This window comes from Flavobacterium pallidum (assembly GCF_003097535.1).
Lineage (GTDB): Bacteria > Bacteroidota > Bacteroidia > Flavobacteriales > Flavobacteriaceae > Flavobacterium > Flavobacterium pallidum.
The window spans coordinates 3406806-3433729 of sequence record NZ_CP029187.1; the positions used below are offsets into that span (position 1 = coordinate 3406806).

Here is a 26924-nt window from a genome sequence, read left to right on the forward strand (position 1 = left end):
GGGCTAAAATCGGGATTTAGTATTAACAGAGTTGTCAACTGTTGGGATTTTGGGAATACTTTAAGAGTATTCAGTAGGCAGCGGCAGTGGGCAGTTTGTGGCGTGAAATACTGCTAACTGCCACTGCCTACTGAATACTCAAAAAAATTTTGAAACCCACCGTTATCTTACTACTTTTACCAACTAACAAAACCGGAAACATGTCACAGGCCGTCGTATCGCTCAAAAACGTTAACATTTACCAGGAAAAGAACCTGATCCTTTCTGATGTCAATCTTGAAGTCAAAGAAGGGGAATTCATTTACATCATCGGGAAATCCGGCACAGGAAAGAGCAGCCTGGTGAAAACGCTGTACGCCGATCTTCCGATTGAAGAAGGTGAAGGCCACGTGGTGGAATATGACCTGATGAAAATGAAGGAATCCCAGATTCCGTTTCTGAGGCGTAAAATCGGGATTGTGTTCCAGGATTTCAAATTGCTTCCGGACCGCAGCATCAATGACAACATGCTTTTCGTACTCAAGGCAACAGGCTGGAAGGATGCCAGGGAAATGCAGGACAAGATTGACGAAGTCCTCGAAAAAGTAGACATGAAAAAGCTTGGCCATAAAATGCCGCACCAATTATCTGGCGGTGAGCAGCAACGTGTCGCCATAGCACGCGCACTGTTAAACGACCCGGAACTGATCCTGGCCGATGAACCCACCGGGAACCTTGACCCGCAAACCAGCGTGGAAGTGCTTGAAGTATTGCGAAAAATCAACGGTAACGGAAAAACGGTGATTATGGCGACGCACGATTATGCCCTGCTGATGAAATTCCCTTCAAAAACACTCAAATGCGAAAATGGCACTATGTTTGAAGTGGTGCAGAAAACGGTTTAATGTCCGGCATGAACAAATTATCCATCATCATTCCGGTTTATAACGAAGGAAATACCATACATCTGATTTTGGATAAGGTCAGGAATGCTGCCCTGCCCAACAATATTTCGAAAGAGATCATCATTGTCAATGATTGTTCAACAAATATATGGAAAACTGTTATAAGGCTTTTTGACACCAAAATTCTACAATCCCTTACACTGAAAGAAAAGCGTTTCGGGTTTGAGCCCGAAGTCACTGCAAAGATTTCCAGGATCCGTAAAATAAGGATTTATGAAGAGGGGATTTCCTATTACGGAGGACTTATGACGAAGGCAAGAAAATCAACTGGAAGGATGGATTCCGCGCGATTTACTGCATTTTCCGCTACGGATTCTGACACTATTCCGGTTTCTTGTACACATGCGGATTTTCCTTAATCCCTTTTCTGAATATTTTCCGGACAAGCATCCTGGCCCAGGTATCGATCTGCAATACGGCGTCAGAAAGCCTGTTTTCAGGCCTGCCGCGGAAAGAGGTCACATGAAAAGTATCGGTGGCTAATAACGGCGATTTGGAAAAATAATAATTCGAAACGCAACACCTGTACCCTTCATACACCACCGGTGATACGGAATGCAGCGAATTGTTGTGCGTCGCCATGACGGCCAGCCGGTTGAATTTACTATGGATTGTCACAGGTTTGTTTTTGAGTCCGCCCGGCCATAATTCCAGGTTCCCGCCATAGCTTTCCTGCCAGTCCGGGGTTACATAATATAAAAGGTTGAGTACACGCCAGCGTTCGCGGTCCTTATCATGGGAATTGTCAAGATGCGGATTCAGGAATTGTTTGTGCCCCATCATCGAAAGGCCGCCTGCATAAAGGTTCTCATCTGGCAAAATATCGTCGATATTGCAGATTTCGCCCACAAGTTTTACAATCCTTTCATCCTGGAAAGCATAAATGATTTCTTCGAGCAACGGATGGTAAAGGTTCATTTGTGCCGCTACATATTTGTCTTCGCGCAGGCTTTTCTTAAGCGTCATTTCCGAAGCTTTCGGGAAAACGGCATTGATCTGGAGCGCCAATTGCTCCGGAAGCAAATCATCAATAAAAAAATAACCGATGGATTTGCCGGAAGCCAAAAACTGCGACTGAAGTGCTGGCTTATGGGACTGGATTTTTTGTAAAATGAGATCGGCTATAGCTTCCCTTGTCATTGATTCCGCAGGATTTTATCAATTAATAACGCATTAGCGCCATCATCAAGGCAGCTCTTCAGGAGGTATTCCCGACGCTCAAAATCTTCAAAAGGCTGATCCTTAAGGAGATTCACGGTTTCAATAAGTTGCTCTTTGTTGTTGGTGGTAATGCAAAGGCTACTAACGTTCGGATCATCTGTAATATTGTCGTTGATGATGCAAAATCTTCCGTTAAAGAGTGCATTGACGGCTTTCAGTTTTGTTCCCGATTGTTGAAAAGACCAACAGATATTGATGTGGGCATCGGCCATCAAAGATTTCAAATGGGGAAAATCCTTTAGCCTGACATATTCGGCGTTGCTTTGGCCGGCAATAATCTTATTCACATAATCTTCTCCCGAACCGGAAGCAATCACCAGTTTAAAATCAGGAATATCTTTAAAAACATTTGCTAAGAAACGTACCGATTCCCGGTTGTCCGCAGTGTTTAAATCGCCGTGGTACAATGCAAATGTCCCTTTTCCGCTTAAATCCCTTACCGTGTCATTTCCATGAAAAACCGGCACATAAGAGGCATTGCCAAATTTTTCGGTGATGTATTGTTCTTCAAAAATGGATAACGCTAAAACTTTATCAAACGAACTGATCGTTTGCTCATACATTTTGTATTTCCTGTATTCAAACCAAAACGCGATTTTCTTCAAAATGGACTTTTCGGTTTTGGAAATGCCTTTGAAATAATCCTGTTCTATGTTGTGCAGGCGTAAAATCTTGGTAAAGCCATCCAGCTTTCCCTTTTTCACAAGATAAGTGGTCTTCAGGCTTTCAAAAAGGATGGGCGCCTCGACGCTTTTCAGGTTTTTATACAGTGCCGCATCATTCCTCGAAGCCACTGAAAAAGGCATCCTGGAAAAGAACAGCAATGGATTTGAAGAGAACCGATAATAAAAAACATGCCCCGTAATGGCCTCAAGCTCAGGGCAGGATTCAGGGATCTTTTCTGCGTAAGCATGCAGGTATATTTTATACCCCAGCTTATGCAACGCCCTGATCTTAAAAAAAACATCGATCACACCGCCGAAATCCGGTGGAAAGGGATGGTCCATACTAATGATGTGAAGGCTTTTTTCCTGCATAGCGTCGTACAAAAATAGCATTTTTAGGCAAGCAAAAGCGATTTGATTATATTTGGGCAAAATAACCGTATGCCATTTTTTTCAGTCATCATTCCGCTTTACAACAAGGAAAGTTTCATTGAAGACACGATTAAAAGTGTTTTGAAGCAAACTTTTACGGATTTTGAATTGATTATCGTAAATGACGGCTCAATCGATCAGAGCGCTGAAAAAGCACAGGCCTTTACTGATTCCAGGATCCGGTATTTCTCAAAAACCAATGAGGGCGTTTCTGTGGCGAGGAATTTCGGGATTGATATCGCGCAGGCAGACTATATTTCGTTCCTGGATGCCGATGATTACTGGTATCCGGATTTCCTGGCAACAATGAAAAACAACATCAGCGCCTTTCCGGGACACCGCGTTTTTTCAGCTGCTATAGAAATTGAAACAGCCCTGAATACGTTTCCCGCACAGTATACCATCCCGAAAACGACCGAGTGCATTGAGGTGGATTTTTTTGAGGCGAGCTCAAAGGAATGTGTCATTTGGACTTCCTGCGCGGTATTCCATAAAAGTGTCTTTGAAAAAGCGGGTCGGTTCGATCCGAAATTAAAAAGCGTACAGGATACCGATTTATGGATCCGTATCGGGTTGCTATATCCCGTAATCTTTTGCTGGAAGATACTTGCGCGCTACGTCTTTGATGCTGGCAGCCTTTCCAAAGAATCGAAATATATTACTGAAAAGCTCCATTTTGAAGATTTCGCTGCTGCAGAAAAAAGCCATTCCGGACTCAAAAAATTCCTTGACCTTAACCGTTATTCGCTTGCCATTAAATCGAAACTCAAAGGCGATATGATGGAATTTAAATCTTTTGCAGATGATATTGACCGCAACGGACTGCCTTTAAAAAAGCGCATTTTACTGTCGCTTCCCGGATTTTTATTAAAAAAACTGATCCTGCTGCAGGTGTATCTGGCCGATAAAGGCTTGGGGTCATCGGTTTTTAAATGACAGGAAATCTTCATATTCCCTGATGTAATCGTCTTCAGAAAATAAATCCGAAGCAATCACCAGGCAAACCGATCCGGAAGAGAAATTCCTGATTTCGCGCCAGATTCCTGTTGGAACCAGCAAACCCTGGCTGGGTTTGTTGAGCATGATCGATTTTTCATCCCTGCCATCCTTCAACACCACATCAAAACTGCCGCTGAGCGCTATCACAACTGCCTGGTTTTCAATATGGGCATGTCCTCCCCTTTCTTCGCCGCCCGGAACATCGTACAGGTAATAAATGCGGTTCATCTTAAAAGGGATCGTGTCGCCTTCCACCACCGACAGGTTCCCGCGCACATCATGCATGATGGGAATGTCAATCAATCGGGCGTCGTTAATGGTGGTGTTTATTTTTTCAGGATGCTGTTCCATTCTTTTAAGATATTTTCAGGCGATAGATGGGCAATACTTTGCTGGGCATTGGTTTTACAAATATGGTATAAATTATGGTCATCCGCAAGGCGGTCCATCGCATCCGCAAGTGCTTCAGGATTATCATTTTCAACCAGTAACCCGTTGATGCCATTTTGTATGATTTCCTTTGGCCCGGAACTGCAATCGACAGAAACTACCGGCGTACCGATGGCAAGTGATTCAATCACAACCCTTGGAAAACCTTCATAACGGCTACTCAGGACGGTAAACAAGGCCGACTTTACATAAGGAAACGGATTGCTTTGTTTAGGCACAAAAATTATTTTATCCGATAAATGAAAGTCCTCCGTTTTATGTTTCAGCTTGTCCAGATCATCGCCATCGCCGAGGATATAAAGCAATATGTTTTTCCGTGGGAGGCCTGATTTGGCGTAGGCTTCAATCAGCAAAGACAAATTTTTACTTTCATCATGCAGGCGGCCATAAGACAAAATAAAATTACCAGGAACCGGGTTTTGATGTGCCATTTCAATAATCTTTTCATTCGCCGCCGGGTTATAAATCGTGATGACATTCTGGTAGCCGTATGTTTTCCGGACCTGCTCCGCCGCTTCCTTAGAAACAGCGACGATATAAGGTGATTCGCGGTAAATCCTTTTGGCAATAAATTTATGGGACGGGAAATAAAAATCAACCCTGAAATTCCTGACGACATAAATCGCTTTTTTTGCAGGATAAATCCATTTCGATATGATCCATTCCGACCAGGAAACGGTACGCGTACGGTTGTCGATGATCCAGTCGAAATTGTGTTTTTTAAGATATTTTCTCAACACCAATAATCGTTTCAGCCTTCCGAAAGCCGAATCATCAGCATTTTTTAATGCCCCAAGATTGAGTAATTCGCCCTTATAATCATATTGGATATCATCGAGTACGCTGACGATATGCACTCCATAACCGGCATCTGAAAGCAGGATGGAAAGCAATGCCGCGGAACGTTCTGCACCGCCTGCACCAAGTGATGACGTTACGATGAGTACTTTAATCCGATTCATGGGTTACTTTCATATATTTGCCAAATATACTAATATATGAACATCTTACTCATAGGAGAATACAGCCGCCTGCACAACTCCCTGAAAGAAGGATTGATGCAAAACGGGCACCGGGTGCAGCTTGCGGGTTTCGGCGACGGCTTCAAGGATTATCCGATGGATTTGAAATTCGAAAAGAAATGGGACCGTGGTTTTTTGAAGAAAGTGAAGGTTTTAATCCATAAAATCACTGGATTCGACATGAGTTCCTATTTGATTTACAGGCATTTTTATAAGAACCGTACCTTCTTTTCGGGCTATGACGCGGTACAGCTTATCAACGAAAACAGTTTTTACTGCGGGTATCATTATGAGCGGAAAATCCTGGAACATATTTTCAGGAATAATAAGAAGGTGTTCCTGCTTTCCTGCGGCGCAGATTATGCGAATGTAACGTATTGCTTTAAAAACCCCGGATTTAAATCGGTGGTGCAACCTTATCTTGCGGGAAAAATCAAAAAGAAAGATTTTCAGCCTGTCTTGAAATTCCGCGAGGAAGAATACCAGAAACTTCACGAGTATGTTTACGATAATATTTCGGGCGTGATTGCTTCAGACCTGGATTACCATGTGCCATTGGAAGCAAATCCGAAATATCTTGGCATCATCCCAAATCCTGTCAACCTTGAAAAATTGAAGCAAAACACTGAAAATCCCAGAGGTAAAATCGTCATTTTCTTAGGCATCAACCATCAGAACTATTTCCAGAAAGGCATTGATTTCTTTGAAAAGGCTTTGGTTGAAATTGAAAAGAAATACCACGACAGGATTGAAATTATTGTCACGCGCAGCCTGCCTTACAAAGATTATATCACTGCTTACCATCGCGCGCACATCATTTTGGACCAGGCCTATTCCATGGATCAGGGGTATAACGCGCTGGAAGCTATGGCGAAAGGTAAAGTGGTATTTACCGGTGCTGAAAAAATATTTGAAACTTTTTACAACCTTACGGAAAAAGTAGCCATAAACGCCCTGCCTGATACCGATTATATCGTTTCGCAACTGGCCTTCCTGATTGAAAATCCGGATGAAATCAAAGCCATCGGAAAGCGTGCTTCGGCATTTATTAAGGCAAATCACGATCATATTGATATTGCAAACCAATACGCCAGGGCATGGCAATAAAGGGTCCGCAAAAATACGGACACCTCATCGATTATGGCCTGGTTGTTTGCATCATCCCGCTGCTGGCTTCGGTATATTACGGCATCATATTGCCGGTTTCGTATGATGAGGCGTGGACTTTCATCCATTTTACAAATAAAGGTTTCATAACTTCCGTGACGCATTATCCGGCGCCAAACAACCATATCCTGCATTCGGTGATTACTAATGTTACAAAGTATATCCCGTGGCTGCCGGTATTGTTCAAGCTTCGCATTTCAAGCATTATCGTCAATTTCTTATCAATGATTGTGCTGTTCAGGATGGTCCGGAAACATTTCAATGTTAAGATGGCTTTCGCGGTAGTGGCCATTTCATCCATGCTTTTCATGAATGTATATTACAGTTATATGTCGCGGGGTTATGCGTTGTATAATTTGTTTTTCATTAGTGCGCTTTACGCAGCTTTTGACATACTAAAAAACATCCACATCCGGAAAAACTGGATTTTTTTCAGTATTTTCTGCGTACTCGGATTGTATACAGTCCCGACATTCCTTTATGCATTTATCATCCTCAATGCTTTCATACTGATTTCAATAAGGAAAATGACGCTGATGCAACTCCTGTCAGGCTGTAGTGTAACGTGTTGTACTTTCCTGCTTTACCTTCCTGTGATGCTGCATGACGGGATCGGCTCGTTAACGAAGGCCTCACACCAGTGGGCGATGGGTTTTTACCAGGCGGCCAAATCGATGCCGGGCTATTACCTCGATATTTTTCGGCAAATTTCCGGAATCCACTGGGGGTTGTTTGCGGTGCTTATCGGTTTTTCATGTTATAAATTATGGAAAAAACGAGACCGGAGCGACATGACTTTTGCCTTCGTTATGCTGGTGATGCCGGCGATTATCTTACCGATCCATCATTTGGTTCCTTATGTGCGCGTATTCAATTACTATAGTGCGGTTTTGGTTTTGATTGCGTTGCTTCCTTATAAAAATCACATCGGGCAATTGCAACAAAAGGTATTGCTTCCTGTTTTAATCGTGATTCAAACCGGGCTTTTGGTCAATTTCAACCATGAAGTCTATCAATTTGAAGAAAAGGACCTCGCGATAAATATCACTGCCGATAAAATCATCCCTAAAGTCATAGGCAATAAAAATTATTTTTTAGACGGTGTGATCCTCAATGCCAATCTTGAATTTCATTTAATCACTGAAGGGTACAGGAATTATAACATTATGTATTGCAAGCCATTCGCGGTCAGCGTGGACACTTTATCGGGTTATGATTATGCATTTGTCCGAAAAGACCTGGATATGTCGCTGAAAAAAACTGTATTTCAAAGCACATTTTATTACAACATTTATAAAATCAGCCGCCGATGATCTATCGCCTCCCGGATAAGAGCCGTTTGATGCTGCTGCTGATCGTTTTGGTTTCAGCAGTGAAGTTGATCCTGATCAACAAAGGGTTCCTTGCCTTCCCCGATGAAGACAGGTATCGCGCGGCCGGGCAAATCCTGAAAAGCCTTGCACATTCCGATTTTCATTCGGCGCTGGAATTCTTATTTTCCACCAAAGGACGTCCCGGTGATGCCGTTGTAAAAATCATTCCTACTGTTCTACAATATCTAAATGCAGAATTGTTCGGGCTCGAAGTATATGAAACTGCCAATTCGTGGCCCGTATTTGCTTATAATTTTGTCATTTATGGTTTGCTGTTGCTCTTGCATTACAAAGTGTCGCTGCATTTGCTGAGGGAAAAATTCTTAAGCCTGTTCAGTGTGCTGGTGTTTGCAACGCTCGTGGTTTCCTATATTTCATTGCGACACGCCGACCCATACGATGCAAGCCTCCTGATCCTCTATTATGTATTTTATAACATCCTTTCCGCAAAAGGTATCACAAACCGGAGAATGCTTTTTTTCGGATTCGTGGCATTCTTCGGATATTTATGCTATCCCGGATATGTGTTGCTGTTTTTAGCGCTCCCGATGTTTTTCGTAATTCGGGAAGCGCTCGAAGGAAAGTGGTTTTCCGGAATCCCACAGGGACTTTTTTTTGTCTCAGGGAGTGTGATTTGCCTGTTGATTTTTGAAGCGCTGGCGCAAATCGGCGGCACCTCGTTTATCGAAAATTCGTTAATGCTCTCAGGAACCATTCTACAGGGTTCGTTTTCCGAATGTTTCTCGTTCCTGTTCAAATACCTTGTGGAAGCAGAAGGAATCAACGGCATTTTCTTATTGACCGGACTTGGGATTTTCCTGTTGCTATTTTTTCGGAATATTAAAAAAATGCCTGCGGAGCCTATTTGCCTTGTCTTTTTGGTATTGCTCCTATTGTTTTTGGTGTATTCCGCTGCCGGATATTATTTGCATAAAGTGGTTTGGTATGCACGCCTGCTCAAACAGTTTTTTCCATTCCTGGTGCTCTTCTGCGTATTTGCGATTAATGCTTCAGTCCGGCATTTCCGGCTCAAGGCTTACCGTACGGCAGTGGTTTTTGTCTTAAGCCTTATGCTATCGGTGTCATTCAGTTTTAAGATATACGACTATAAGAATTGTTTTTACCCCAAAGATATCGCCTGGGAATTTTACAACAAATACCGCTTTCAGAAAACGGAAATGGTTTTGGAATACAACAAAAGCCATTCCTTTATGCCCAATTTCAGTATTGTGAAAAAGAAAATGCCGAGGGACCACGCACCGGAATTGGTATTCGTAAACATCAGTGGGTTTTATCCTTTTACAGACCTTCATGACTACAGGAAGTATGAAAATCCGAACCATTATAAACTGCTTTCGGAGAATCCAAGCTGCCTGCATTTTAAGGCATACCAATTTGAAGGATACAATATACGGGCAAGGGAAAACCTTGATGCGGCCAACTTACAGATTAGAGTATACCGAAAGGACTAAACCTATCTTTCCAGTACTTTTTCAGGTTTTTTTGAAAACGAATGTTGCCGGATATGATAGGCCTCATCCGGCTGCAGGTTCTGAAGCAAAGTAGCGTCCTGGCCCAGGCAGGCAAACAAAACCCTGAAGATATTCACGTTGGAACGCAGTTTTGCATCGTATTTTACATGCGCCTTATCATGCCATTTTATAGCAATAAGGTTGCTGAAGATGGAACGCAGCAATTTAGGATCTTTCGTCGAGAACATTTGCCGGTTGTTTTCAATCCCGACCCATCCGCCGTGATCCCCCACAATCAAAATGATGGCATTTGGATCATTTTTACCGATCATGCTGATGGTTTTCTTAAGCCATTTGTTACAGGTTTCGATGTCATCAAGGTATGATTTCCTTTCATTTGCTACCCCTGAGCCATCAAAAGCGATGTGGTGCGGAAGTAATTTTTCTACAAAATAAAACTTTGGCTGTGCCGAATTCCTTTCCGCAGCAATACATTTTTCCAAATCACGGTACACATCTTTTTTTACGCTGTTGTCATCACTGAAAAATGGGATTTCAGAATTTTGGATATTGTAATAATCGTATTGACCCCTCGAAAAATTCTTCTGAAAATACTCATCTTCAACGATAAAAAACGTCTTATAATCATTCTTCCTGAAAATTTCCACAACCGGATTATCAGCTGAAATGATGTTGCGCGCATCCTGCATTTCAAACGGGGAAGACAGGATTTTGCCGAGATAATGGTGCTTCATCCCAAGCATGGAAGCATTTGAAGCCAGGCTTGCAGGATAATTACTGATGGTTTTTTCGTAAACCGTAAAGGACTGCAATTTAAGGTAATCATACATCGTGTCATGGTACTTATAGGGCACATCGGCCATGGCATCACTTCCGGTATAACCATCGGGTTCGATGAAATAGACATTGGGTTTCTGCACAAATTTCACATTTTTGACATGGTCTGGTTGCCGCATCCATGCTTTTGTATCAACGAATTGCTTTGACAGGAAGGTATTGACCACATTAACAGCAGGAAAAATGCAAAGCAGCATCATGAAAACCAATACTTTTTTATAATGATCGTGGAGTTTCTTCGACAACAAAACCAATACGATCAATAATGCCAGCAATATTTTCTTTTTGAGCGTCAGGTATTGTACCTGCGAAAGGAAAGCGGCGGCAATTTCTATCACCAGGATAAAAAGCAAATGCCTTTTATAAGGCTTCGTTTTACTGAAACGGGAAACCAGTTTATAGGCGGCATAAACGCTCAATGATGGCAGAATCAGGAACAATCCGGCAAAAAAAGCCAGGTGCTGTATCGAATTGATGGATTCATAATTGGCATCATAAAAAAACAGCAGCGGGTAAAATCCCGCGAGAAAACCCGTCAAAACAGGATAATCCTTATCGCTGTTTACAAATTCTTTTATGCTTTTGCCAAAGCCCATATTATATTATTTTCTTTTCATCGTGTATAGCGTCCTGTGCGAAGCCACCAGCGGCTCTTTTTTCAGAATGTCGAAATAGCGGCCGTAGGCGGCTTCGAAATGATCTTCGTTATAGAAATCGAAATGTGCCCTGAAATCCCTTTTACTGTCAAGCAGGAATTTCACCCAGGAATCTTCCCGGTTTGGGAATTCAATTAAAAGATGTTCCGAAACATCGGCAAAAAGCCGTGCCGACATATCAAACGGGATATTCCCGGACAAAGTGATATGATGGATTACAGCCAATGCGATACAGGCATCGACAGGGCATTCCCGGAGCCTGTCCAGCAGTGAAAAACGTTCCGCATTATGAAACCCGATGGCAGGTGCCGGATTCAAAATATCGGCTACTAAAGGGAGGAGTTTCGTTTCCTTATTTTTTAAGATTTTGCGGTAATTCTGCTCCACCGCATTGGGATCGACATCTGCGACGATGACAAAGCCAACAGTTTCGGGCAACTCGCGTGAAAAAGTGCCGTCATTACCGCCCAAATCCAGTACGCTTTGCGCCTTTATGTCACTTGCCCAGGTTTTGGTAAGTTGTTTTTTTTGTTCATAAGCCTGTTTTTCATAATTGGTCTGGTTGTAGTAATCATCCCATTCTGTCTGCTGTTTTACTGTCAGCGATTCAATGTAGGAATACAGTGCATCGATGAGTTTCAGCTGTGATTTCAGCGTCAGCTTACCTGCGGTTTTGGCTTCTGCGGCAGCGTGCTTTTTCTCATACTTTGCCGGCAGGTGGATGTTTGTATACAGTATCGGATTCATGTATGATTTAAATGGAAGTAACGCCGAAATCCTGTCAAGGCTGATCCCGTCGATATTGGCGGAGAGTGTTTTAAGGCAATCAAGTCCGTAATAATGGCTTAAGGCCAACGGCCCTAAAAAATGCATTATAAATTGCTTATAGGCATGCCAGGGCTCATCAGTATTATAAAAATCAAAGGATAAGGTGTCAATAAAAATCGGCTTCCCGTTGTGGAACGTAATATTGAAAGCGGAAGCATCCTTCAGCGTAAAGTTATTTTCAAGTGCAAGCTTCTGGATTTTTAATGTCAGCAGCGCGGCGTGTTTGTATTGCAGGAAACTCCATTCATACGGATAAGATATAAACGGGATTTTTTCGGATCCGATGATGATGGCCTCAGGGCTTTTTGAAATTTCCGAGTGCCTGACCAGGTATTTTTTTTCAAAAAGGGCATTATAGAAACCGCTTTCCGTGAGGCTTTCATATTGCCTAAAGTACAACGGCGTGATGTGCCTTTTTATGGTATTTCCGTCCTTGTAAACATAACCTGAGGGGTCGCGGAAAGAAGAAGGTATTCTATTGGACTCCATTATTTGGTTTGGTCTTTATCAGGATCTTCGTCCATAAAATCATCTGATTCTTTTTGCTTTATGCCGAAAAGGGATTTTACTTTCATCTTGATTGATTTGTAAAACAATAATACTCCCGCCGCTGCTGCCGCGAAGAATTGCACAATCAAGGCTCCGGTTCCGGGATCGAAATAAAGTGAGGTCATTTTTATAATTTTTCCAAAACTAGTCAAATTATTTTCAAACTCCCTGCCTGAAAAGGATTTTCCTGAAAAACACCAACAGCGCAAGCACATATAGAAAATACGTTATACAGTGCGCCATCACCACACCTTCGATACCAAAGGCATCCACAAGATACAAACTCGCGGAATACATGACGGCCATCGAAATGAATTCTGTGACAATAAAGGCCACCGTATGCTTCTTTGCCACCAGATTATAACCCAAAACCATCGAAAATGCCTTGAGTATATCGCCGGAAAGCTGCCATAGGAACAAGTCCCCGACAGGAATAAAGGCTTTGGTAAATAATATCCTGATGACGAAGCTCCTTAAGAAATACAATACCAGAAGCGCCAATGCAAAAAGCGGCAACACATTTTTCCAGAAACTTAAAATGACGTTTTTGGTTTCATTGTTGTTTTTAGCACCTACAAGTTTCGGCAAAAAATACACTGAAACGATGGTACTGACAAACATCATATAATAACCCGAAATGCGGCTCATCGCTTCCCAATAACCAGCATTTGCAATGCCTTCGGTGTGGATGATGCTGTTCCGTATGGCTACAAAAACCAATGGCGAAATTAATGCTGAGACCAACGCCATCAGCGAATAGGAAGACATTTTCCTGATGACCTGAAAAGAGAAATCCTTCAGCTTAAAATATTTTGCCAACGACATTTCCTCAGGCATAAAGAACAAAGCGGCGAAGAACACCAGTGCCGGCGCAACAATCACTGCAAGAAGTGCCCCGACAGTATGGTACTGCGAAATGAAGATCACAGATAGCAATAACCCGATGATATTTCCCGAAATGTTGATGTATACCACTTCACGGAATTTCCCAAGGCCGTTGATCACCGCAACGAGCAGTAATGAACAGGCGTACCAGGGCATCGCGGCTGCAAGCACGCGGAATACGGTTTCATAGTGATAGGCTTCACCGAAAATCATATCGCTCCACAAGCCCGCCAGGAAGAATAACACCAGGCTGAGTATTACAGCTACCACGCCAAGCGACAGGAAAACGGTCGACAATATCCTGTCGAATTCCGGCTTATTGTCTTTATTTTCAGCAGTATACTTGATAATACCGTTCTGGAAACCCAGCGTCCCGATGGTTTCCAGGGACGATAGGAAATTCCGAAGGTTCCCGACCAATGCCATACCCGACGGCCCGACAAAAATGGCTATCACTTTAGAGGTGACCAGGCCAATGGCAATTTTCAGCGCGATGCTGAGCGAGTTTAAAGACGTTGCTTTAAATAAGGATGATTTCCATATGGCCCTCGCGCTACGCAATTAATATTGGTTTAGGACTGAAACGACAAAATGTGCGTCTTCCTCAGTCATTACAGGAGAAATCGGGAGGCTGAGGACTTCTTCATGGATTTTTTCAGTAATCGGGAAAGATAAATGATGCCATTCCTTCAGTGCCTTTTGCCTGTGCGGCGCAATCGGGTAATGGATCTGTGAACTGATGCCCTGACTGGATAAGAATTGCTGCAATGCGTCGCGGTTTCCTGTCCGGATTACATAAAGATGGAACACATGGCTCTGGTCCCCTTCATAAAAAGGCAAAATGATTTTCGGGTTCGAAATTCCTTCAGAATAAATCGCTGCAATCTTCCTGCGATGGGCGTTATCGCGGTCCAATCCGTCGAGCTTTATATTCAGGAAAGCAGCCTGTATTTCATCCAGGCGGGAATTCGTACCGGCAAAATCGTGTTGGTATTTTACCTCGCTGCCGTAATTGTGCAAAGACGAAACCATTGCCGCCAGTGCAGTGTCATTTGTGGTAATCGCGCCTGCATCGCCCAGAGCGCCAAGATTTTTCGCCGGATAAAAACTGAATGCCGCAGCATCTGAAAGGTTTCCTGCCTTGACACCTTTATTGTTTCTTGCGCCATGAGCCTGCGCAGCATCTTCAATCAGCAGTAGGTTGTACTTTTTTGCCATGGCTGAAAATGCATCCATATCTGCAATTTGCCCGTACAGATGCACAACAATAATGGCTTTGGTTTTAGCCGTAATTTTATCTGCGGCCGATTTTGGATCGAGGTTGAATGTCTGCATATCCGGTTCCGCAGCAACGGGCACCAATCCCGCTTCCAGTACCGACAATATCGTAGCAATGAAGGTATTGGCAGGGACAATCACCTCATCGCCTTGCTGCAATTTTCCGATTTGGATGTACGATTTTAAGACCAGGACCAATGCGTCAAGTCCGTTGGCCACACCGATGCAATGCTTCGTGCCGCAATAAGCGGCGTATTTTTTTTCAAAAGCCCCGACCTCATCGCCTAAAATAAACCAGCCTTTCGCAAGGATCTCATCCATTTTTTGGCGGAAGCCCGCTTCATAAGGTTCGTTTATTTTCTTTAAATCCAAAAAAGGTATCATAGGCATCTTTTAAATGAAAACATCATCAAGCAGGGTATAATTTGCTGTCGCCACTTCATAAAAATCTTGGGTAATTGTCGTCGCGCCAAAGCTTTCCTTCCAATAGGAAAGCCCGGAATTCAGTTTCCTACCCTGCATTTCATTTGAAATTCCGAAATCAAAAAACTTCTTTTCCCTGAAAATATTGTGAGTCAGTTCATTGAATAAAAAATCAAGGCTGCCCAGTTCGGCGCGGGTTTCATTCGCAGCGATGTACTGTGCATGTGCCACATTTTCAGTTTCAAAAACGGTGGTGCCGCCGACTATTTTATTTTGATGGTATACATTGAACTGGCGGATGTTTTCCGGAAACCGCGAAGCCAATAATTCAATTTCCTGCAAAGAATGCACCGGTTTTGCCTGATGCCGTGATTCAAGATTCGGGATCAGGATTTGGTTCCAGAAATCTTCGAAATGATTTTCTTCCTTAACCACCAAACCGCTTTTAATGCCCTTTTTAATGCCGCGCTTCCGCAGATCGGAAACTTCATTTTCGCCATTATGGGCCAAAACCGATAATGCATCACGGCGCACGATTTGAGCTTTGGCCAGGAATAAGGCATATTCCACCTCCTGTGCAGGCTTAAGGCAATACACTGACGGAATGGATTTATAGACCAGTTTCAGAATACCCTGCTGCTGCAGGAACAGCAAAATCTCCCGGAAAACCAAAATCACTTCCTGCAATTTAAGATTCCCGTAAACGAGCCCTCCGTACGTGAGCCCCTGATGTGATAAAATCGTCCCGTTATCAATATTCGCGGGCAATAATGCTACGAGCCGTTCCTCATTATAAACCATTAAGGAAAAATCCGGGAAACGGTCTGCGTGATAATCCATGAAGTTCCTGTTGAACAGGAAAGTGGCATTCTTTGCCGTTTTCAGGAAATCGTTCCAGCCTGTAGCCTCAGTGCTTCGGTATCGTATTACGGTATAGTTTTTCAAGCGCATTTGTTAACTTGGGGAAATTACTGATTTTTTTGGTTTTCGGCAGCAGCCTTTTGGTAAAATGACATCCAATAAAAATATTTGTACCTTTAAACCTAAAATTGTACCAGCAGTTGCAGCATGCAGTTCACAACATTTGATAACTGAATGCCGAGACTGCGGCTGCTTACTAACAAAACCAGCTGTGAAACTGAAATTACACGTTGTTTATTGCCTCTTGATGGCATCCACCTGCTGTGGCGTGTATTCGCAAGACATTTCGCTATACCAGCAATTCAACGGGCGATATGATTTTGTTTTTTTTGGCAATACGCTGAACTCTGAAGAAAACAATACCCTGGACGGCCAACCGGCTCCACCCTGCACAATACTTACGGAATCATCCGCTACACTGGCACTCGCCCCTGATGACATTATACAAAGCGCTTACCTTTATTGGGCAGGATCCGGCACAGGCGATTTTGATGTGGCGCTGAACGGGCAGCCTGTTACCGCACAACGCATGTTCAACATCATCAACAGCGCGGGTTTGCCCTGTTTCGGCGGATTTGCAGATATTACACCACAGATCATCGCTACCGGCAATGCCGATTATCTTTTTACCGGCCTGGACCTGACATCGGTTATCGGACCGTATTGCGAGCGTGGCGGGAATTTCGGGGGCTGGGCGATTATCGTCGTTTATGAAAATGCCGGCCTTCCGCTCAACCAATTGAATGTTTATGATGGCATGCAGAAGATTCCGCCTGAAATCGAAATCACGCTCAACAGCCTCAATGTAATTGATAATGACAATGCCAAAATCGGTTTCCTGGCCTGGGAAGGCGATAAGAATATTGATGATGGAGAAAGCCTTTTCATCAACGGGCAGTTGCTGAGCAATGGCCTGAATCCGGCAACCAATGCTTTCAACGGCACCAACAGTTTCACCATTTCGGATACGCTGTACAATATGGACCTGGACGTGTATGATATTCAGGGCAATATCCATGTCGGTGATATTGAAGCAAAGATAAAGCTGGAGTCCGGCCGGGATTTCGTAATGATCAATGCGATTGTGACCAAACTCAACAGCCAGCTTCCCGATGCGGTGATTGTTATAGGTAATACAGAAAAATCGTGTAATTCCAGGCTCATTACCGTGGATTATACCGTATCGAATCCGCAAAGTACCGATCCGTTGCCGGCCCATACACAAATTGCAGTATTCGCCGATGACGTGTATATCGGCGGGGCTTTTACGGTTGCCGAACTCCCGATCGGTGGCAGCGAGGACGGCACCGTTACACTGGAAATCCCGGCTGGTGTACCCTTGGATTTCACCTTGCGGTTTGTGGTCGACAGTGATGCGGCCGGAGTTGGGAGTGTAAAAGAAATTAATGAAACCAACAATACTGCTTCACTTGATTTCTCATTAATTGTTTCGCCAGGGTTCAACCAGCCGCAAAACCTGGTGGCATGCAATGAAGGCGGAAGTCGCGGTACCTTTGATTTTTCAGGATATGCGGACGCAATAAGGATAAACCCCGGCGATGTGGTCGCTTTTTTCAATACGGAAAATGATGCTTCCGCAGATGTCAATCCTATAACCATCACTGAAGGCGTAGTGACGGTAGCGCCGCGCAGGATTTTCGTACGGATCACCAATGAGCACTGTTTCAGCGTGACTTCGTTTGATTTACTGACGCGCAACTGCCCGCCGAAAGTGTACAACCTTGTAGAGCCTTTCCCTGATAATTTTTACGATACTTTCCTGATTGACGGCTTAAGGGATATTTTCCTGAATTTCAAACTGTCGATATTCAACCGCTGGGGAACACTGGTCTGGACCGGAAACAACAGCAAGCAGGACTGGGATGGCACGTCGTCAGAAGGATTCCGGATGTTTGGGAAGGATTTGCCTGCAGGGACTTATTTCTATATATTGGAGCTCAACGACCCGGATTACCCGCAGCCATTGACGGGGTTCGTATATTTGAAGAAATAGGTGCAGGCTACAGGGTGCAGGGTTTGCGTGAGGGATGGCAGCGGCATCCTTTTTATTTTGACGCAGCACAGCGGAGGAAAAATAAAAAGATATAGCGGACAGCCCGACCCGAGGCACGAGGGGCACGCCCAAATTACTGCTCTAAAGGCGATAAATACCACTTAAATTTCACGGCCATCAGCCTCAGGATGATGATGACGCAGGAAGTGATCAGGTAGATGGCATCCTTTTCCAATCCGGTTTTCTTCAGGCCAAAGAACACCATACCGCCGATGATGCAGATGGTTGCGTAAATTTCGCGGCGGAAGATCACCGGGATCTCATTGCATAAGATATCGCGGATCACGCCACCGAAACTCGCCGTCATGGTTCCCAAAGCGATGCAGATCACCGGATGCAGCCCGGTATTGATTCCTTTTTCCAATCCGATCAACGTAAACACGCCCAAACCGATGGTGTCGAATAAGAATAACGAGATGCGGAGGTGGTCCAGTTTCTTTCTGAAAATGATGGCCAGGAAAAAACCAGCCGTAATTAAATACACATAATTGGGATCGCGCATCCAGCCCACAGGCGTGCGGCCTATCATGATGTCGCGCAGCGTCCCGCCTCCTACCGCAGTCACGAAGGCGATGATGTACACCCCGAACGGATCCAGCTTTTTGTTCATCGCCGTCAAGGCGCCGGAGACCGCAAAAGCCATGGTCCCGATGATATCCAACAGGTAAAACAGCGTCACGTCCATTACATTTTCTGGGTATAATAATTGTAATCCATCAGGATAATCCCGATAAAGACCTCGTCGCTGCCGGATTGGTTCTTAATGCCGGTGACTTCCTCGATTTTGCTGCGCAGCTTGGTAAAAATATTGTAATCCCGGTCTTTCACGGCCACGTGAAAGGTTTCCTTTATAATGCGGATGTCGTTGTCGGTGAGTTGTATCACCGTCGGGTAGGTTGGTATGTACTGTGAGTCGATTTCCTGCAATATCGTATGGTCGATGGAAATGTTGTTCTTTAACGTGATGACCGCAGTTCCGGCTGCCAGGTCGCCAAGCCGCTGTGTTTTTTTCGTCACCAATGCCGTAATGAGGCCAATGAGTCCGAATAAGAAAAACAGGTCGATCATACGCAGCAGCCAACGGATCAGGTAATCCCCGAAATCAGCCTGGTAGCCTTCAATTTTTACGACCTTGAGTTTCAGCAGGCGCTTTCCGACAGTTTGCCCTTCAAAAACGCTTTCCATCGTAAGGGTGTAAAACATTACGGGAAGGTAAATCACGGCGTTGAGTGCCATCACGGACCAATAATCCCAGCCGCTGGTCACTTCGGTAAAGTCGAGCACGCCGTAAAGGAACCAATAAATGAAAATGAGGTAAGCGACCTGGATCAATATATCCGCCAGCAACGCCAAAATCCGCACACCTATGGAAGCTGCGGTGAAATTAATATTAACATTTTGGGTGGTCGTAATTGATAATTGAGTCATATTTTCTATTTTAGCCTGCGATGAGAGAAATTGCGTTTATTAAGCAAAATAAAGAAAAATGGCTTGAATTCGAACAGGTCATTTTTGGCAAAACTAAGAAAAATCCGGATGAGATTGCGAGTCTTTACATTCACCTGGTGAATGACCTCTCCTATGCGCAGACCTATTACCCGAAAAGCAAGACGGTCGTTTACCTCAACCACCTGGCTTCGACCATCTACCAGAAAATTTACAAGACCAGGCGGCACGAAACCAATAGGGTAGTGTATTTCTTTAAAACCGAAGTTCCGCTGCTTGTCTACCAATACCGGCGTTACCTGATTTTCGCGTTCGCCTTTTTTTTCCTGACCGTAGCCATTGGTGCGTTATCTGCGGCATATGATGATACCTTCTGCCGGCTGATTCTCGGCGACGGCTATGTCAATACTACTCTGGAGAATATCAAGGACGGGAATCCCGTCGCGATTTATAAGAGCGGCAGCCACCTGGGCGGTTTTATCGCCATCACGTTAAATAACCTGCGGGTTGGCGCGATGTGCTTTGTCTCGGGGATATTGGGTGGATTCGGGACTTTTTACCTCGCATTGAACAATGGCGTGATGCTGGGCTCGTTCCAGTATTTCTTTTACCAGCACGGCGTATTCTGGGAAAGCGTGCGCGGGATATGGATCCACGGCTCAATGGAAATTTTCGCCATCGTCATTGAAACCGCAGCCGGTTTTATCCTTGGCGCTTCGATACTGTTCCCGAGAACCTATTCCAGGATCAATTCCCTGATGATCGGTTTTAAGGTAAGCCTGAAAATATTCCTGGCTACGGTGCCCTTCACGATAGCCGCCGGTTTCCTTGAAGGGTTCATCACGCGATATTCTATCGATATGCCGCATTGGCTGAGTGTTTTCATTATCCTTTCGACCTTATCGGCGATTTCATTTTATTTCCTGATCTATCCCGCAATCGTAAACAAAAAAGTATACAAGGATGCAGCAATTTGACCTTTACAAAAAAAGAAATTTCGGCGATTATATTTCCGATACCATTACATTCCTGAGGACCTACGGCAAGCATTTCTTCGGAAATTATTTCAAAATGAACGGCTGGATCCTGCTCTGCCTTTCCGCGATTATATTCCTGTTGTCGAAAAGTTTTATTTACAATATGCTGAACAGCCTCGAACCCGGCCAGAATGGCATCGTAAATGAAACGGGCGGCGGAGAACTGGCAATGATCGGTGCCGGGGTGATATTGATGCTGGTGCTGCTCACGCTATTGTCGCTCTTTAGCGTAACGTATACGGTGGTTTATTTAAGCCTGGTTGAAAAACACCGTTGCAATGATTTCACATCCAAGCAAATATGGTCGGGGATTAAAAGCGTAATCGGTCGCATGCTCATTTTTTTCCTGGCCTCCATCCTGACGGTCATCCCGCTGACGGTTTTATTCGTCATCCTGTTTTACATCAAGGAAATGGCCATTATCATGATCCCGATATTCTTTGTGCTCGGCCCCGCTTTCCTTTCGTGGGTAAGTGTGAGTTATTTTACTTTTATATTGGAAAAGAAAGGCTTTTTCCCATCGCTCGGACGTGGTTTTGAAATTGTGAGGGACAGGTTCTGGCCCATCGTAGGTTCTACACTGATAATTTCTTTCATCATACAGATATTGCAATCTGCAGTCACGCTGATTCCTTATATTGCAGGAGTGATCATCTTTTTTACGTCTCTCAAAGACCAGTCGCCAACGGAATCCTTTGGTTTTATTTCCATCGGGTTGGCGTTCATATTTGTCGTTTCGGTTTTTGCAGGCTATTTCCTGAACAACCTGCTTGTGGTCAACCAGGGCCTTATTTATTATACGGCACAGGAAAACGAGTTCAACAATGCCGCGCATTTGGAAATAGATAACATCGGGGCCGACATTGACTAAATCCTGCTTCATATTCTTCTTTTTCATACTTTCTTTTTCAGGAAACCATACCGCTTTGGCCTTTGCCGAAAACCCTCCGGCCACCGAGTTAAAAAAGGCAGCAAAACCACTTTTGACCGATCAATCTGACGTTAAAAAGCCATCGTTTCCGGATTTGAAGAAGAAATACAATTCGGACGAATTCATTTATGAAACCCGCTCAAAGAAAAAAAACGCCTGGGAACGCTTCCTGGAGTGGCTCAGGGAAGTTTTCGGCGGGAATGACGGCAATGGAAAATCAAAAAGCGTATTAAACCTTTTTATGAAGATCCTTGCGGGGGCCATCATCCTTTTTGTCATCTTCCTGATCGTAAAAGCGGTAATGAATAAGGAAGGAAAGTGGATTTTCGGTAAAAGATCCGACAAAAGCATACTCCGTTATGACGACCTTGAAAAAGACCTGCAGTCGGTGGATTTTGAAAAGCTGATCCGCGATACTAAAATTTCAGGTGAAAAAAGGCTCATGATCCGCTATTATTATTTGTGGCTGCTTAAGAAAATGTCGGCACAGGGCTACATCGAATGGGATACTGAAAAAACCAATTCCGATTACCTGAATGAATTGAAGCATGCGGATTTCAGGACCAATTTCGAATACCTGTCCTACCTTTACAATTACATCTGGTACGGCGAATTCGACATCGATGAAAAAGCGCTCGCTACAGCCGCTGCGGCATTTGAAAAAACCATCAAATCCATACCATCATGAGCAGGAGCATTAAAATATACCTTTTCCTGATTGTGGTATTGGTGGTGCTGATCGCAGTGATTGACAGTAGCCAGCCCAAACCAATCGACTGGACGCCTACTTACGGTATTACCGAAAAGAAACCCTTCGGATTGTATATTTTTGACCGCGAAATGCGTGGCATCTTTAAAGGAAATGATATTAAGCCCATATCCGTGACGCCTTATGAATATTTTCTTTCCTCATACAGCCAGGATTCAACGATGCATTATGGAGGCCCTAAAAAGACCTTTTTATCAATTGGCGGCGGTGAGGCACTCGACGAACAATCGGTATCTGCGCTATTAAATTTTGTTGCCGACGGAAATCATGCCTTTATCAGCGCGAAGCGAATCCCCGAATGGCTTCTGGACACGCTAAAACTAAAACAAGGCTACGATTTCCAATACCAGAAAGACACTTACAATTGGATCGCAAACCCAAAATTAGGCTCCAAAAAATATAAAATCACCGAAGGCCTTGGCAACGGTTATTTCTCAGGAATCGATACGCTGAAAACACAAATCCTTGGCTACCAGAGTGGCGACACGGCCAGGGTAAATTTCGTAAAAGTCCCGTTTAAGGAAGGTTCATTTATCCTGCATACACAGCCTGCAGCTTTTACCAACTTCCATTTGCTGAAAGAGGATCATGCAGCCTATGCGGAGAAAGTCATGGCTTACATCCCGAAAAATGACATCCTCTGGTATGTCAAAGGCCAGGACGGCAATAAGAAACCGGAGTCGATGCTTCGGGTTATCTTAGGGAATCCGCAACTCACATGGGCCTGGTATATTTTCTTATTCGGACTGCTGGGATTCCTTATTTTTAATGCAAAAAGGAAGCAGCGCATTGTGCCGATCATCAAACCGCTTTCAAACACAACAATAGATTTTGCCAAAACCATCGGGAATTTATATTTCCAGGAGGGCGACCACGACAATATCATTGAGAAGAAGATTATCTACTTCCTTGAGAAAGTACGTCAGGATTATATGATAGACACGACGGTTCTTGACGCGCAGTTCATCAAGAAACTGCAATTGAAATCGGGGAAAAACCCTGAAGATATCGAACATTTGGTGTACCTGATCAATAAAAGCCGCAGCGACTACAAAGCCGTAGAAAGCGATTTGATTGAAATCAGCCAGGCCATCGAAAAAATAGTCAGTTAATGCCGCAAGGCGCAATAACAAAGCATATGGAAAATTTTGAAAACGGGGCGGAAAGCCAAATGCCGGCAGGCGAAAACATCAATTTCGAATCGCGTCTCGACCTCAGGAAACTGCAGGACAGCATTGTTGCCGTCAAGGCGGAACTTGCGTCTGTGATTGTAGGGCAGCACAAAATGGTCGACCAATTGCTCGTTGCTTTTTTATCAAACGGACACGTCCTGCTGGAAGGTGTTCCGGGCGTGGCGAAAACCATTACGGCCAAATTGCTCGCGCGAACATTAAACATTGATTTTGGGCGCATCCAGTTCACGCCTGATCTGATGCCATCGGACATCCTTGGGACTTCAGTCTTTGACCTTAAGAAATCAGAATTCGAATTCCGCAAAGGGCCCATCTTTTCAAACCTGATCCTGATCGACGAAATCAACCGTGCCCCTGCCAAAACCCAGGCCGCACTTTTTGAAGTGATGGAAGAGCGCCAGATTACGATTGACGGGCAATCTTATCCGATGGATGCCCCATTTCTTGTCATCGCCACGCAAAACCCGATCGAGCAGGAAGGTACCTACCGCCTCCCGGAAGCACAACTCGACCGCTTCCTGTTTAAGATTTCTATTGATTATCCCAAGCTGGACGAGGAAATTGCCATCATCCAGCGCGAGCACAATTTGCAGGATCATGGAAAACTCGACAACATCAAAACCCTGCTTTCTGCAGAAGACATCAAGCAGTACCAATCATTGGTAAAACAGATCATCGTCGAGCCGCATTTGCTTGAATATATTGCCAAAATCGTAGTGAACACCCGTGAAAATGCATTCCTGTATCTGGGTGCCTCACCACGGGCTTCAATCGCGATATTGAATGCCGCCAAAGGTTTTGCGGCAATCCGCGGACGTGATTTCGTCACACCTGAAGACATCAAAGAAGCTGCGATCCCTGTCTTGCAACACCGTGTGATTGTCACTCCGGAACGTGAAATGGAAGGCCTTACGAGCACTGCAATTATTAAAACCATACTGGAATCGGTAGAAATTCCAAGATAATTTTATGAGGAACGTATTGAATTTCTTCAGGCGATTGTACATCAACCACCAGTTCTTCTTCATTTTGATGGGGATGATGCTGGTATTTATCTGTGCATTCATATTCCCGTTTTTATTCAATGCGGCACGTTACCTTTTTTTCGGGCTGTTATTCCTGCTTTTACTGGACATCATTATTTTATTTACGACTAAAAATGCCGTCGAAGCCACACGCTCGATGCCTGAAAAATTATCGAACGGCGACGAAAATCCGATTTCCATTAAAATAAAAAATTTCTATACCTTTCCTATCCGGGTGAAAATTGTGGACGAAATTCCGTTTCAGTTTCAAATCCGCAATTTTAATATTGAGAAAAAGATTGATGCCTCTTCGGAAAAAGAACTTGTTTATTACCTGCGGCCTGTGGAGCGTGGCGAATATTCCTTTGGAAACCTGAACATCTTCGTATCATCTCCGCTAGGCATCATCTCAAGGAAGTTCACTTTTGACAAGGACCGGATGGTTCCCACTTATCCCTCATACATCCAACTCAGGAAATACGACCTGATGGCGTTTTCGAACAACCTGTTTCAATACGGTGTGAAGAAAATAAGGCGCATCGGGCACTCGATGGAATTTGAGCAGATCAGGGAATATACCCAGGGCGACGACATCCGTACATTGAACTGGAAGGCCACGGCGAAGAAAAATGCGCTGATGATCAACCAGTTCCAGGATGAAAAATCCCAGTCTGTATACATGATCATCGATAAGGGCCGCGTGATGAAAATGCCGTTCAACGGGTTGAGCCTTTTGGATTATGCGATCAATGCCACGTTGGTTTTGTCCAATGTCATCCTGAAAAAACACGATAAAGCCGGAATGCTGACGTTTTCCAAAAAAGTCGAAAACCGTGTCATTGCCGAGAAAAGGTCATCGCAAATGGAGAAAATCCTCGAAAGCCTTTACAATGTCAAAACTGATTTTTTCGAAAGCGATTACAGCAGGCTCTACGGTGACATCCGTAAAAACATCAACCACCGCAGCCTGATTTTGCTCTATACGAATTTCGAAAGCCTGGATGGATTGCACAGGCAATTGCCCTATCTGAAAGCCATAGCAAAAAACCATTTGCTTGTCGTGATCTTCTTCAACAATACCGAACTCAATGAATTGATCCAGTCAAAAGCCGGAAATATCAGGCAGGTTTATGACAAGGCGATTGCCGAGAAATTTGCATTTGAGAAAAGGCTTATCGTAAACGAGCTCCGCAAATACGGGATCCATTCGGTACTGACACAGCCTGAAAACCTGACTTTGGACACCATCAACAAATATCTTGAGATCAAGGCGCGCGGAATTTTGTAGTTTTGCACCATGACCCGCAACTTAGATTTGATCAATATCCTGCTGATGCTCCTTTCGATGGCAGTCGCACTATTGATCCCGTTTGAGCTGTTCCTGTTCGTCTATGCGATTCTCGGGCCTTTGCACTACCTTACTGAAATCAACTGGCTGCAGGGAAAAAACTTTTTCCTGACGCGCAAAAACGACCATTATTTTATTGTCTTCTTCATATTGCTGTTGCTGGCGGCAAGTATGTTGGATTTAAAAGGATATTCGCCGCTGCTTATTTTCACCACGTTTTTCGGTTCACTGGCATTGCTTTTCATTGAAAACTGGCGCAAAAGATTTCTCGCACTGATTTCGATTTTAATTGCAGGAGCGCTGCTGACCATATTTTTTTACCGTCCGTTCCAATTGGTTTTTTCCATGTTCTTACCGACGATGGTACATGTATTTATTTTCACCGGCCTGTTCCTTTTGTTAGGCGCTTTGAAAGCAAAAAGCAGGATGGGCATCGCCTCAATCATCGTTTTTGTAAGCTGTTCCGTGGTATTGTTACTGGCGAGCAATATCTGGAACCAATCAGCGATTTCCAGCTACCTGATCGACAGTTACCGCATTTTTCGAAACTTAAATGTCCGCCTGATCCAGGTGTTCGATTTTTTCCATTTCACTGAAATCAGGGCAAACCTCAAATCTGCAGAGGATAAAAACCAACTCGTATTCTTTTCTGACCCAGGCATAAAAGTGATGCGTTTTATCGCTTTCGCGTACACATATCACTACTTAAACTGGTTCTCAAAAACATCGATCATCCAATGGCATAAGACTTCGCGCAGCAAACTCGTTGCGATTTTTGCCATCTGGTTTTTATCCATCGGAATTTACATTTACGATTACAATGCCGGATTGCAATGGCTTTACATTTTAAGCATCGCGCATGTACTGCTCGAATTTCCGTTAAACCACAGGAGCTTTATCGACATCCGCAAACATTTAAGCCGGAAAGCCGTAAGCTGATAAAACTTCATTATTTTTA

26 protein-coding genes are annotated in these 26924 nt (G+C 44.0%); 14 read left to right on the forward strand and 12 right to left on the reverse strand.

Translation table 11 applies throughout. From position 1 onward, the window contains the following. The first annotated feature begins 200 nt into the window (after positions 1–200). Together HYN49_RS14460 and HYN49_RS14465 are read left to right on the forward strand one after the other, a co-directional pair. Positions 201–884: a cell division ATP-binding protein FtsE gene (locus HYN49_RS14460; RefSeq protein WP_108904781.1), complete on the forward strand. Its 684-nt coding sequence runs from the start codon at positions 201–203 to the stop codon at positions 882–884. 8 nt (positions 885–892) lie between these two features. Next, on the forward strand, positions 893–1303 hold the full coding sequence (locus tag HYN49_RS14465; protein ID WP_317045845.1) for a glycosyltransferase family 2 protein: 411 nt from the start codon (positions 893–895) through the stop codon (positions 1301–1303). On the opposite strand, the gene HYN49_RS14470 is transcribed toward HYN49_RS14465, so the two are convergent. Both HYN49_RS14470 and HYN49_RS14475 read right to left on the reverse strand, forming a co-directional pair. After that, positions 1266–2084 (reverse strand): 2OG-Fe(II) oxygenase, encoded by an 819-nt coding sequence (locus tag HYN49_RS14470; RefSeq protein WP_108904782.1) that lies wholly within the window; start codon positions 2082–2084, stop codon positions 1266–1268. The genes HYN49_RS14465 and HYN49_RS14470 overlap by 38 nt on opposite strands. Then, a complete protein-coding gene (locus tag HYN49_RS14475) occupies positions 2081–3214 on the reverse strand; it encodes a glycosyltransferase family 4 protein (protein ID WP_146185124.1) in 1134 nt (377 codons plus the stop codon). Before HYN49_RS14475 ends, HYN49_RS14470 begins: the two co-directional genes overlap by 4 nt. A gap of 57 nt (positions 3215–3271) precedes the next feature. On the opposite strand from HYN49_RS14475, the gene HYN49_RS14480 reads away from it, so the two are divergent. Then, on the forward strand, positions 3272–4198 hold the full coding sequence (locus tag HYN49_RS14480; protein ID WP_108904784.1) for a glycosyltransferase family 2 protein: 927 nt from the start codon (positions 3272–3274) through the stop codon (positions 4196–4198). On the opposite strand, the gene HYN49_RS14485 is transcribed toward HYN49_RS14480, so the two are convergent. Together HYN49_RS14485 and HYN49_RS14490 are read right to left on the reverse strand one after the other, a co-directional pair. Then, positions 4181–4612, reverse strand: coding sequence for a sugar 3,4-ketoisomerase (locus HYN49_RS14485; protein ID WP_108904785.1), 432 nt, complete (start codon positions 4610–4612; stop codon positions 4181–4183). The two genes, HYN49_RS14480 and HYN49_RS14485, sit on opposite strands and share 18 nt — an antisense overlap. Beyond that, positions 4588–5673: a glycosyltransferase gene (locus HYN49_RS14490; RefSeq protein ID WP_108904786.1), complete on the reverse strand. Its 1086-nt coding sequence runs from the start codon at positions 5671–5673 to the stop codon at positions 4588–4590. Before HYN49_RS14490 ends, HYN49_RS14485 begins: the two co-directional genes overlap by 25 nt. A 36-nt stretch (positions 5674–5709) precedes the next feature. Between HYN49_RS14490 and HYN49_RS14495 the strand changes: the two genes are divergently transcribed. Genes HYN49_RS14495 through HYN49_RS14505 form a run of 3 tightly spaced genes read left to right on the forward strand, consistent with a single transcriptional unit; the run spans position 5710 to position 9745 of the window. Next, on the forward strand, positions 5710–6840 hold the full coding sequence (locus HYN49_RS14495) for a glycosyltransferase (RefSeq protein WP_108904787.1): 1131 nt from the start codon (positions 5710–5712) through the stop codon (positions 6838–6840). Beyond that, positions 6831–8213, forward strand: coding sequence for a hypothetical protein (locus HYN49_RS14500; protein ID WP_108904788.1), 1383 nt, complete (start codon positions 6831–6833; stop codon positions 8211–8213). Before HYN49_RS14495 ends, HYN49_RS14500 begins: the two co-directional genes overlap by 10 nt. Then, positions 8210–9745: a hypothetical protein gene (locus HYN49_RS14505; protein ID WP_108904789.1), complete on the forward strand. Its 1536-nt coding sequence runs from the start codon at positions 8210–8212 to the stop codon at positions 9743–9745. Before HYN49_RS14500 ends, HYN49_RS14505 begins: the two co-directional genes overlap by 4 nt. A 2-nt stretch (positions 9746–9747) precedes the next feature. On the opposite strand, the gene HYN49_RS14510 is transcribed toward HYN49_RS14505, so the two are convergent. Genes HYN49_RS14510 through HYN49_RS14535 form a run of 6 tightly spaced genes read right to left on the reverse strand, consistent with a single transcriptional unit; the run spans position 9748 to position 16173 of the window. Next, positions 9748–11199 (reverse strand): hypothetical protein, encoded by a 1452-nt coding sequence (locus HYN49_RS14510; protein WP_108904790.1) that lies wholly within the window; start codon positions 11197–11199, stop codon positions 9748–9750. Positions 11200–11205: 6 nt separating this feature from the next. Next, a complete protein-coding gene (locus tag HYN49_RS14515; protein WP_108904791.1) occupies positions 11206–12576 on the reverse strand; it encodes a class I SAM-dependent methyltransferase in 1371 nt (456 codons plus the stop codon). Then, positions 12576–12761: a hypothetical protein gene (locus tag HYN49_RS14520; protein ID WP_108904792.1), complete on the reverse strand. Its 186-nt coding sequence runs from the start codon at positions 12759–12761 to the stop codon at positions 12576–12578. Before HYN49_RS14520 ends, HYN49_RS14515 begins: the two co-directional genes overlap by 1 nt. A 34-nt stretch (positions 12762–12795) precedes the next feature. Next, positions 12796–14082 (reverse strand): O-antigen translocase, encoded by a 1287-nt coding sequence (locus HYN49_RS14525; protein WP_108904793.1) that lies wholly within the window; start codon positions 14080–14082, stop codon positions 12796–12798. Continuing rightward, a complete protein-coding gene (locus HYN49_RS14530) occupies positions 14083–15183 on the reverse strand; it encodes a DegT/DnrJ/EryC1/StrS family aminotransferase (protein WP_108904794.1) in 1101 nt (366 codons plus the stop codon). 9 nt (positions 15184–15192) lie between these two features. Next, positions 15193–16173 carry a GNAT family N-acetyltransferase gene (locus HYN49_RS14535; protein ID WP_317045846.1) on the reverse strand — a complete coding sequence of 327 codons (981 nt, stop codon included), beginning with the start codon at positions 16171–16173 and terminating at the stop codon, positions 15193–15195. Positions 16174–16390: 217 nt separating this feature from the next. Here HYN49_RS14535 and HYN49_RS14540 point away from each other — a divergent pair, with 217 nt between their 5' ends. Beyond that, positions 16391–18157 (forward strand): T9SS type B sorting domain-containing protein, encoded by a 1767-nt coding sequence (locus HYN49_RS14540; RefSeq protein WP_108904795.1) that lies wholly within the window; start codon positions 16391–16393, stop codon positions 18155–18157. Between the two features lie 133 nt (positions 18158–18290). Here the strand turns inward: HYN49_RS14540 and HYN49_RS14545 are convergent, their stop codons facing one another. Further along, on the reverse strand, positions 18291–18890 hold the full coding sequence (locus tag HYN49_RS14545) for a trimeric intracellular cation channel family protein (protein ID WP_108905096.1): 600 nt from the start codon (positions 18888–18890) through the stop codon (positions 18291–18293). 11 nt (positions 18891–18901) lie between these two features. Further along, positions 18902–19645: an RDD family protein gene (locus HYN49_RS14550; RefSeq protein WP_108904796.1), complete on the reverse strand. Its 744-nt coding sequence runs from the start codon at positions 19643–19645 to the stop codon at positions 18902–18904. A 20-nt stretch (positions 19646–19665) separates the two neighbouring features. Here HYN49_RS14550 and HYN49_RS14555 point away from each other — a divergent pair, with 20 nt between their 5' ends. From HYN49_RS14555 to HYN49_RS14585, 7 genes are all read left to right on the forward strand, one after another. Beyond that, a complete protein-coding gene (locus HYN49_RS14555; protein ID WP_108904797.1) occupies positions 19666–20640 on the forward strand; it encodes a stage II sporulation protein M in 975 nt (324 codons plus the stop codon). Further along, on the forward strand, positions 20627–21571 hold the full coding sequence (locus HYN49_RS14560; RefSeq protein WP_108904798.1) for a hypothetical protein: 945 nt from the start codon (positions 20627–20629) through the stop codon (positions 21569–21571). The genes HYN49_RS14555 and HYN49_RS14560 overlap by 14 nt, the downstream gene beginning before the upstream one ends. A 112-nt stretch (positions 21572–21683) precedes the next feature. Next, the gene (locus tag HYN49_RS14565) at positions 21684–22319 is read left to right on the forward strand and encodes a DUF4129 domain-containing protein (protein WP_146185125.1); all 636 of its coding nucleotides are present in this window, start codon (positions 21684–21686) and stop codon (positions 22317–22319) included. Continuing rightward, a complete protein-coding gene (locus tag HYN49_RS14570; RefSeq protein ID WP_108904800.1) occupies positions 22316–23512 on the forward strand; it encodes a DUF4350 domain-containing protein in 1197 nt (398 codons plus the stop codon). Before HYN49_RS14565 ends, HYN49_RS14570 begins: the two co-directional genes overlap by 4 nt. Positions 23513–23538: 26 nt before the next feature. Next, a complete protein-coding gene (locus HYN49_RS14575; protein ID WP_245892212.1) occupies positions 23539–24558 on the forward strand; it encodes an AAA family ATPase in 1020 nt (339 codons plus the stop codon). Between the two features lie 4 nt (positions 24559–24562). Next, positions 24563–25906, forward strand: coding sequence for a DUF58 domain-containing protein (locus tag HYN49_RS14580; RefSeq protein ID WP_245892213.1), 1344 nt, complete (start codon positions 24563–24565; stop codon positions 25904–25906). 9 nt (positions 25907–25915) lie between these two features. Next, positions 25916–26905: a hypothetical protein gene (locus HYN49_RS14585; RefSeq protein WP_108904802.1), complete on the forward strand. Its 990-nt coding sequence runs from the start codon at positions 25916–25918 to the stop codon at positions 26903–26905. Positions 26906–26924: the final 19 nt, after the last annotated feature.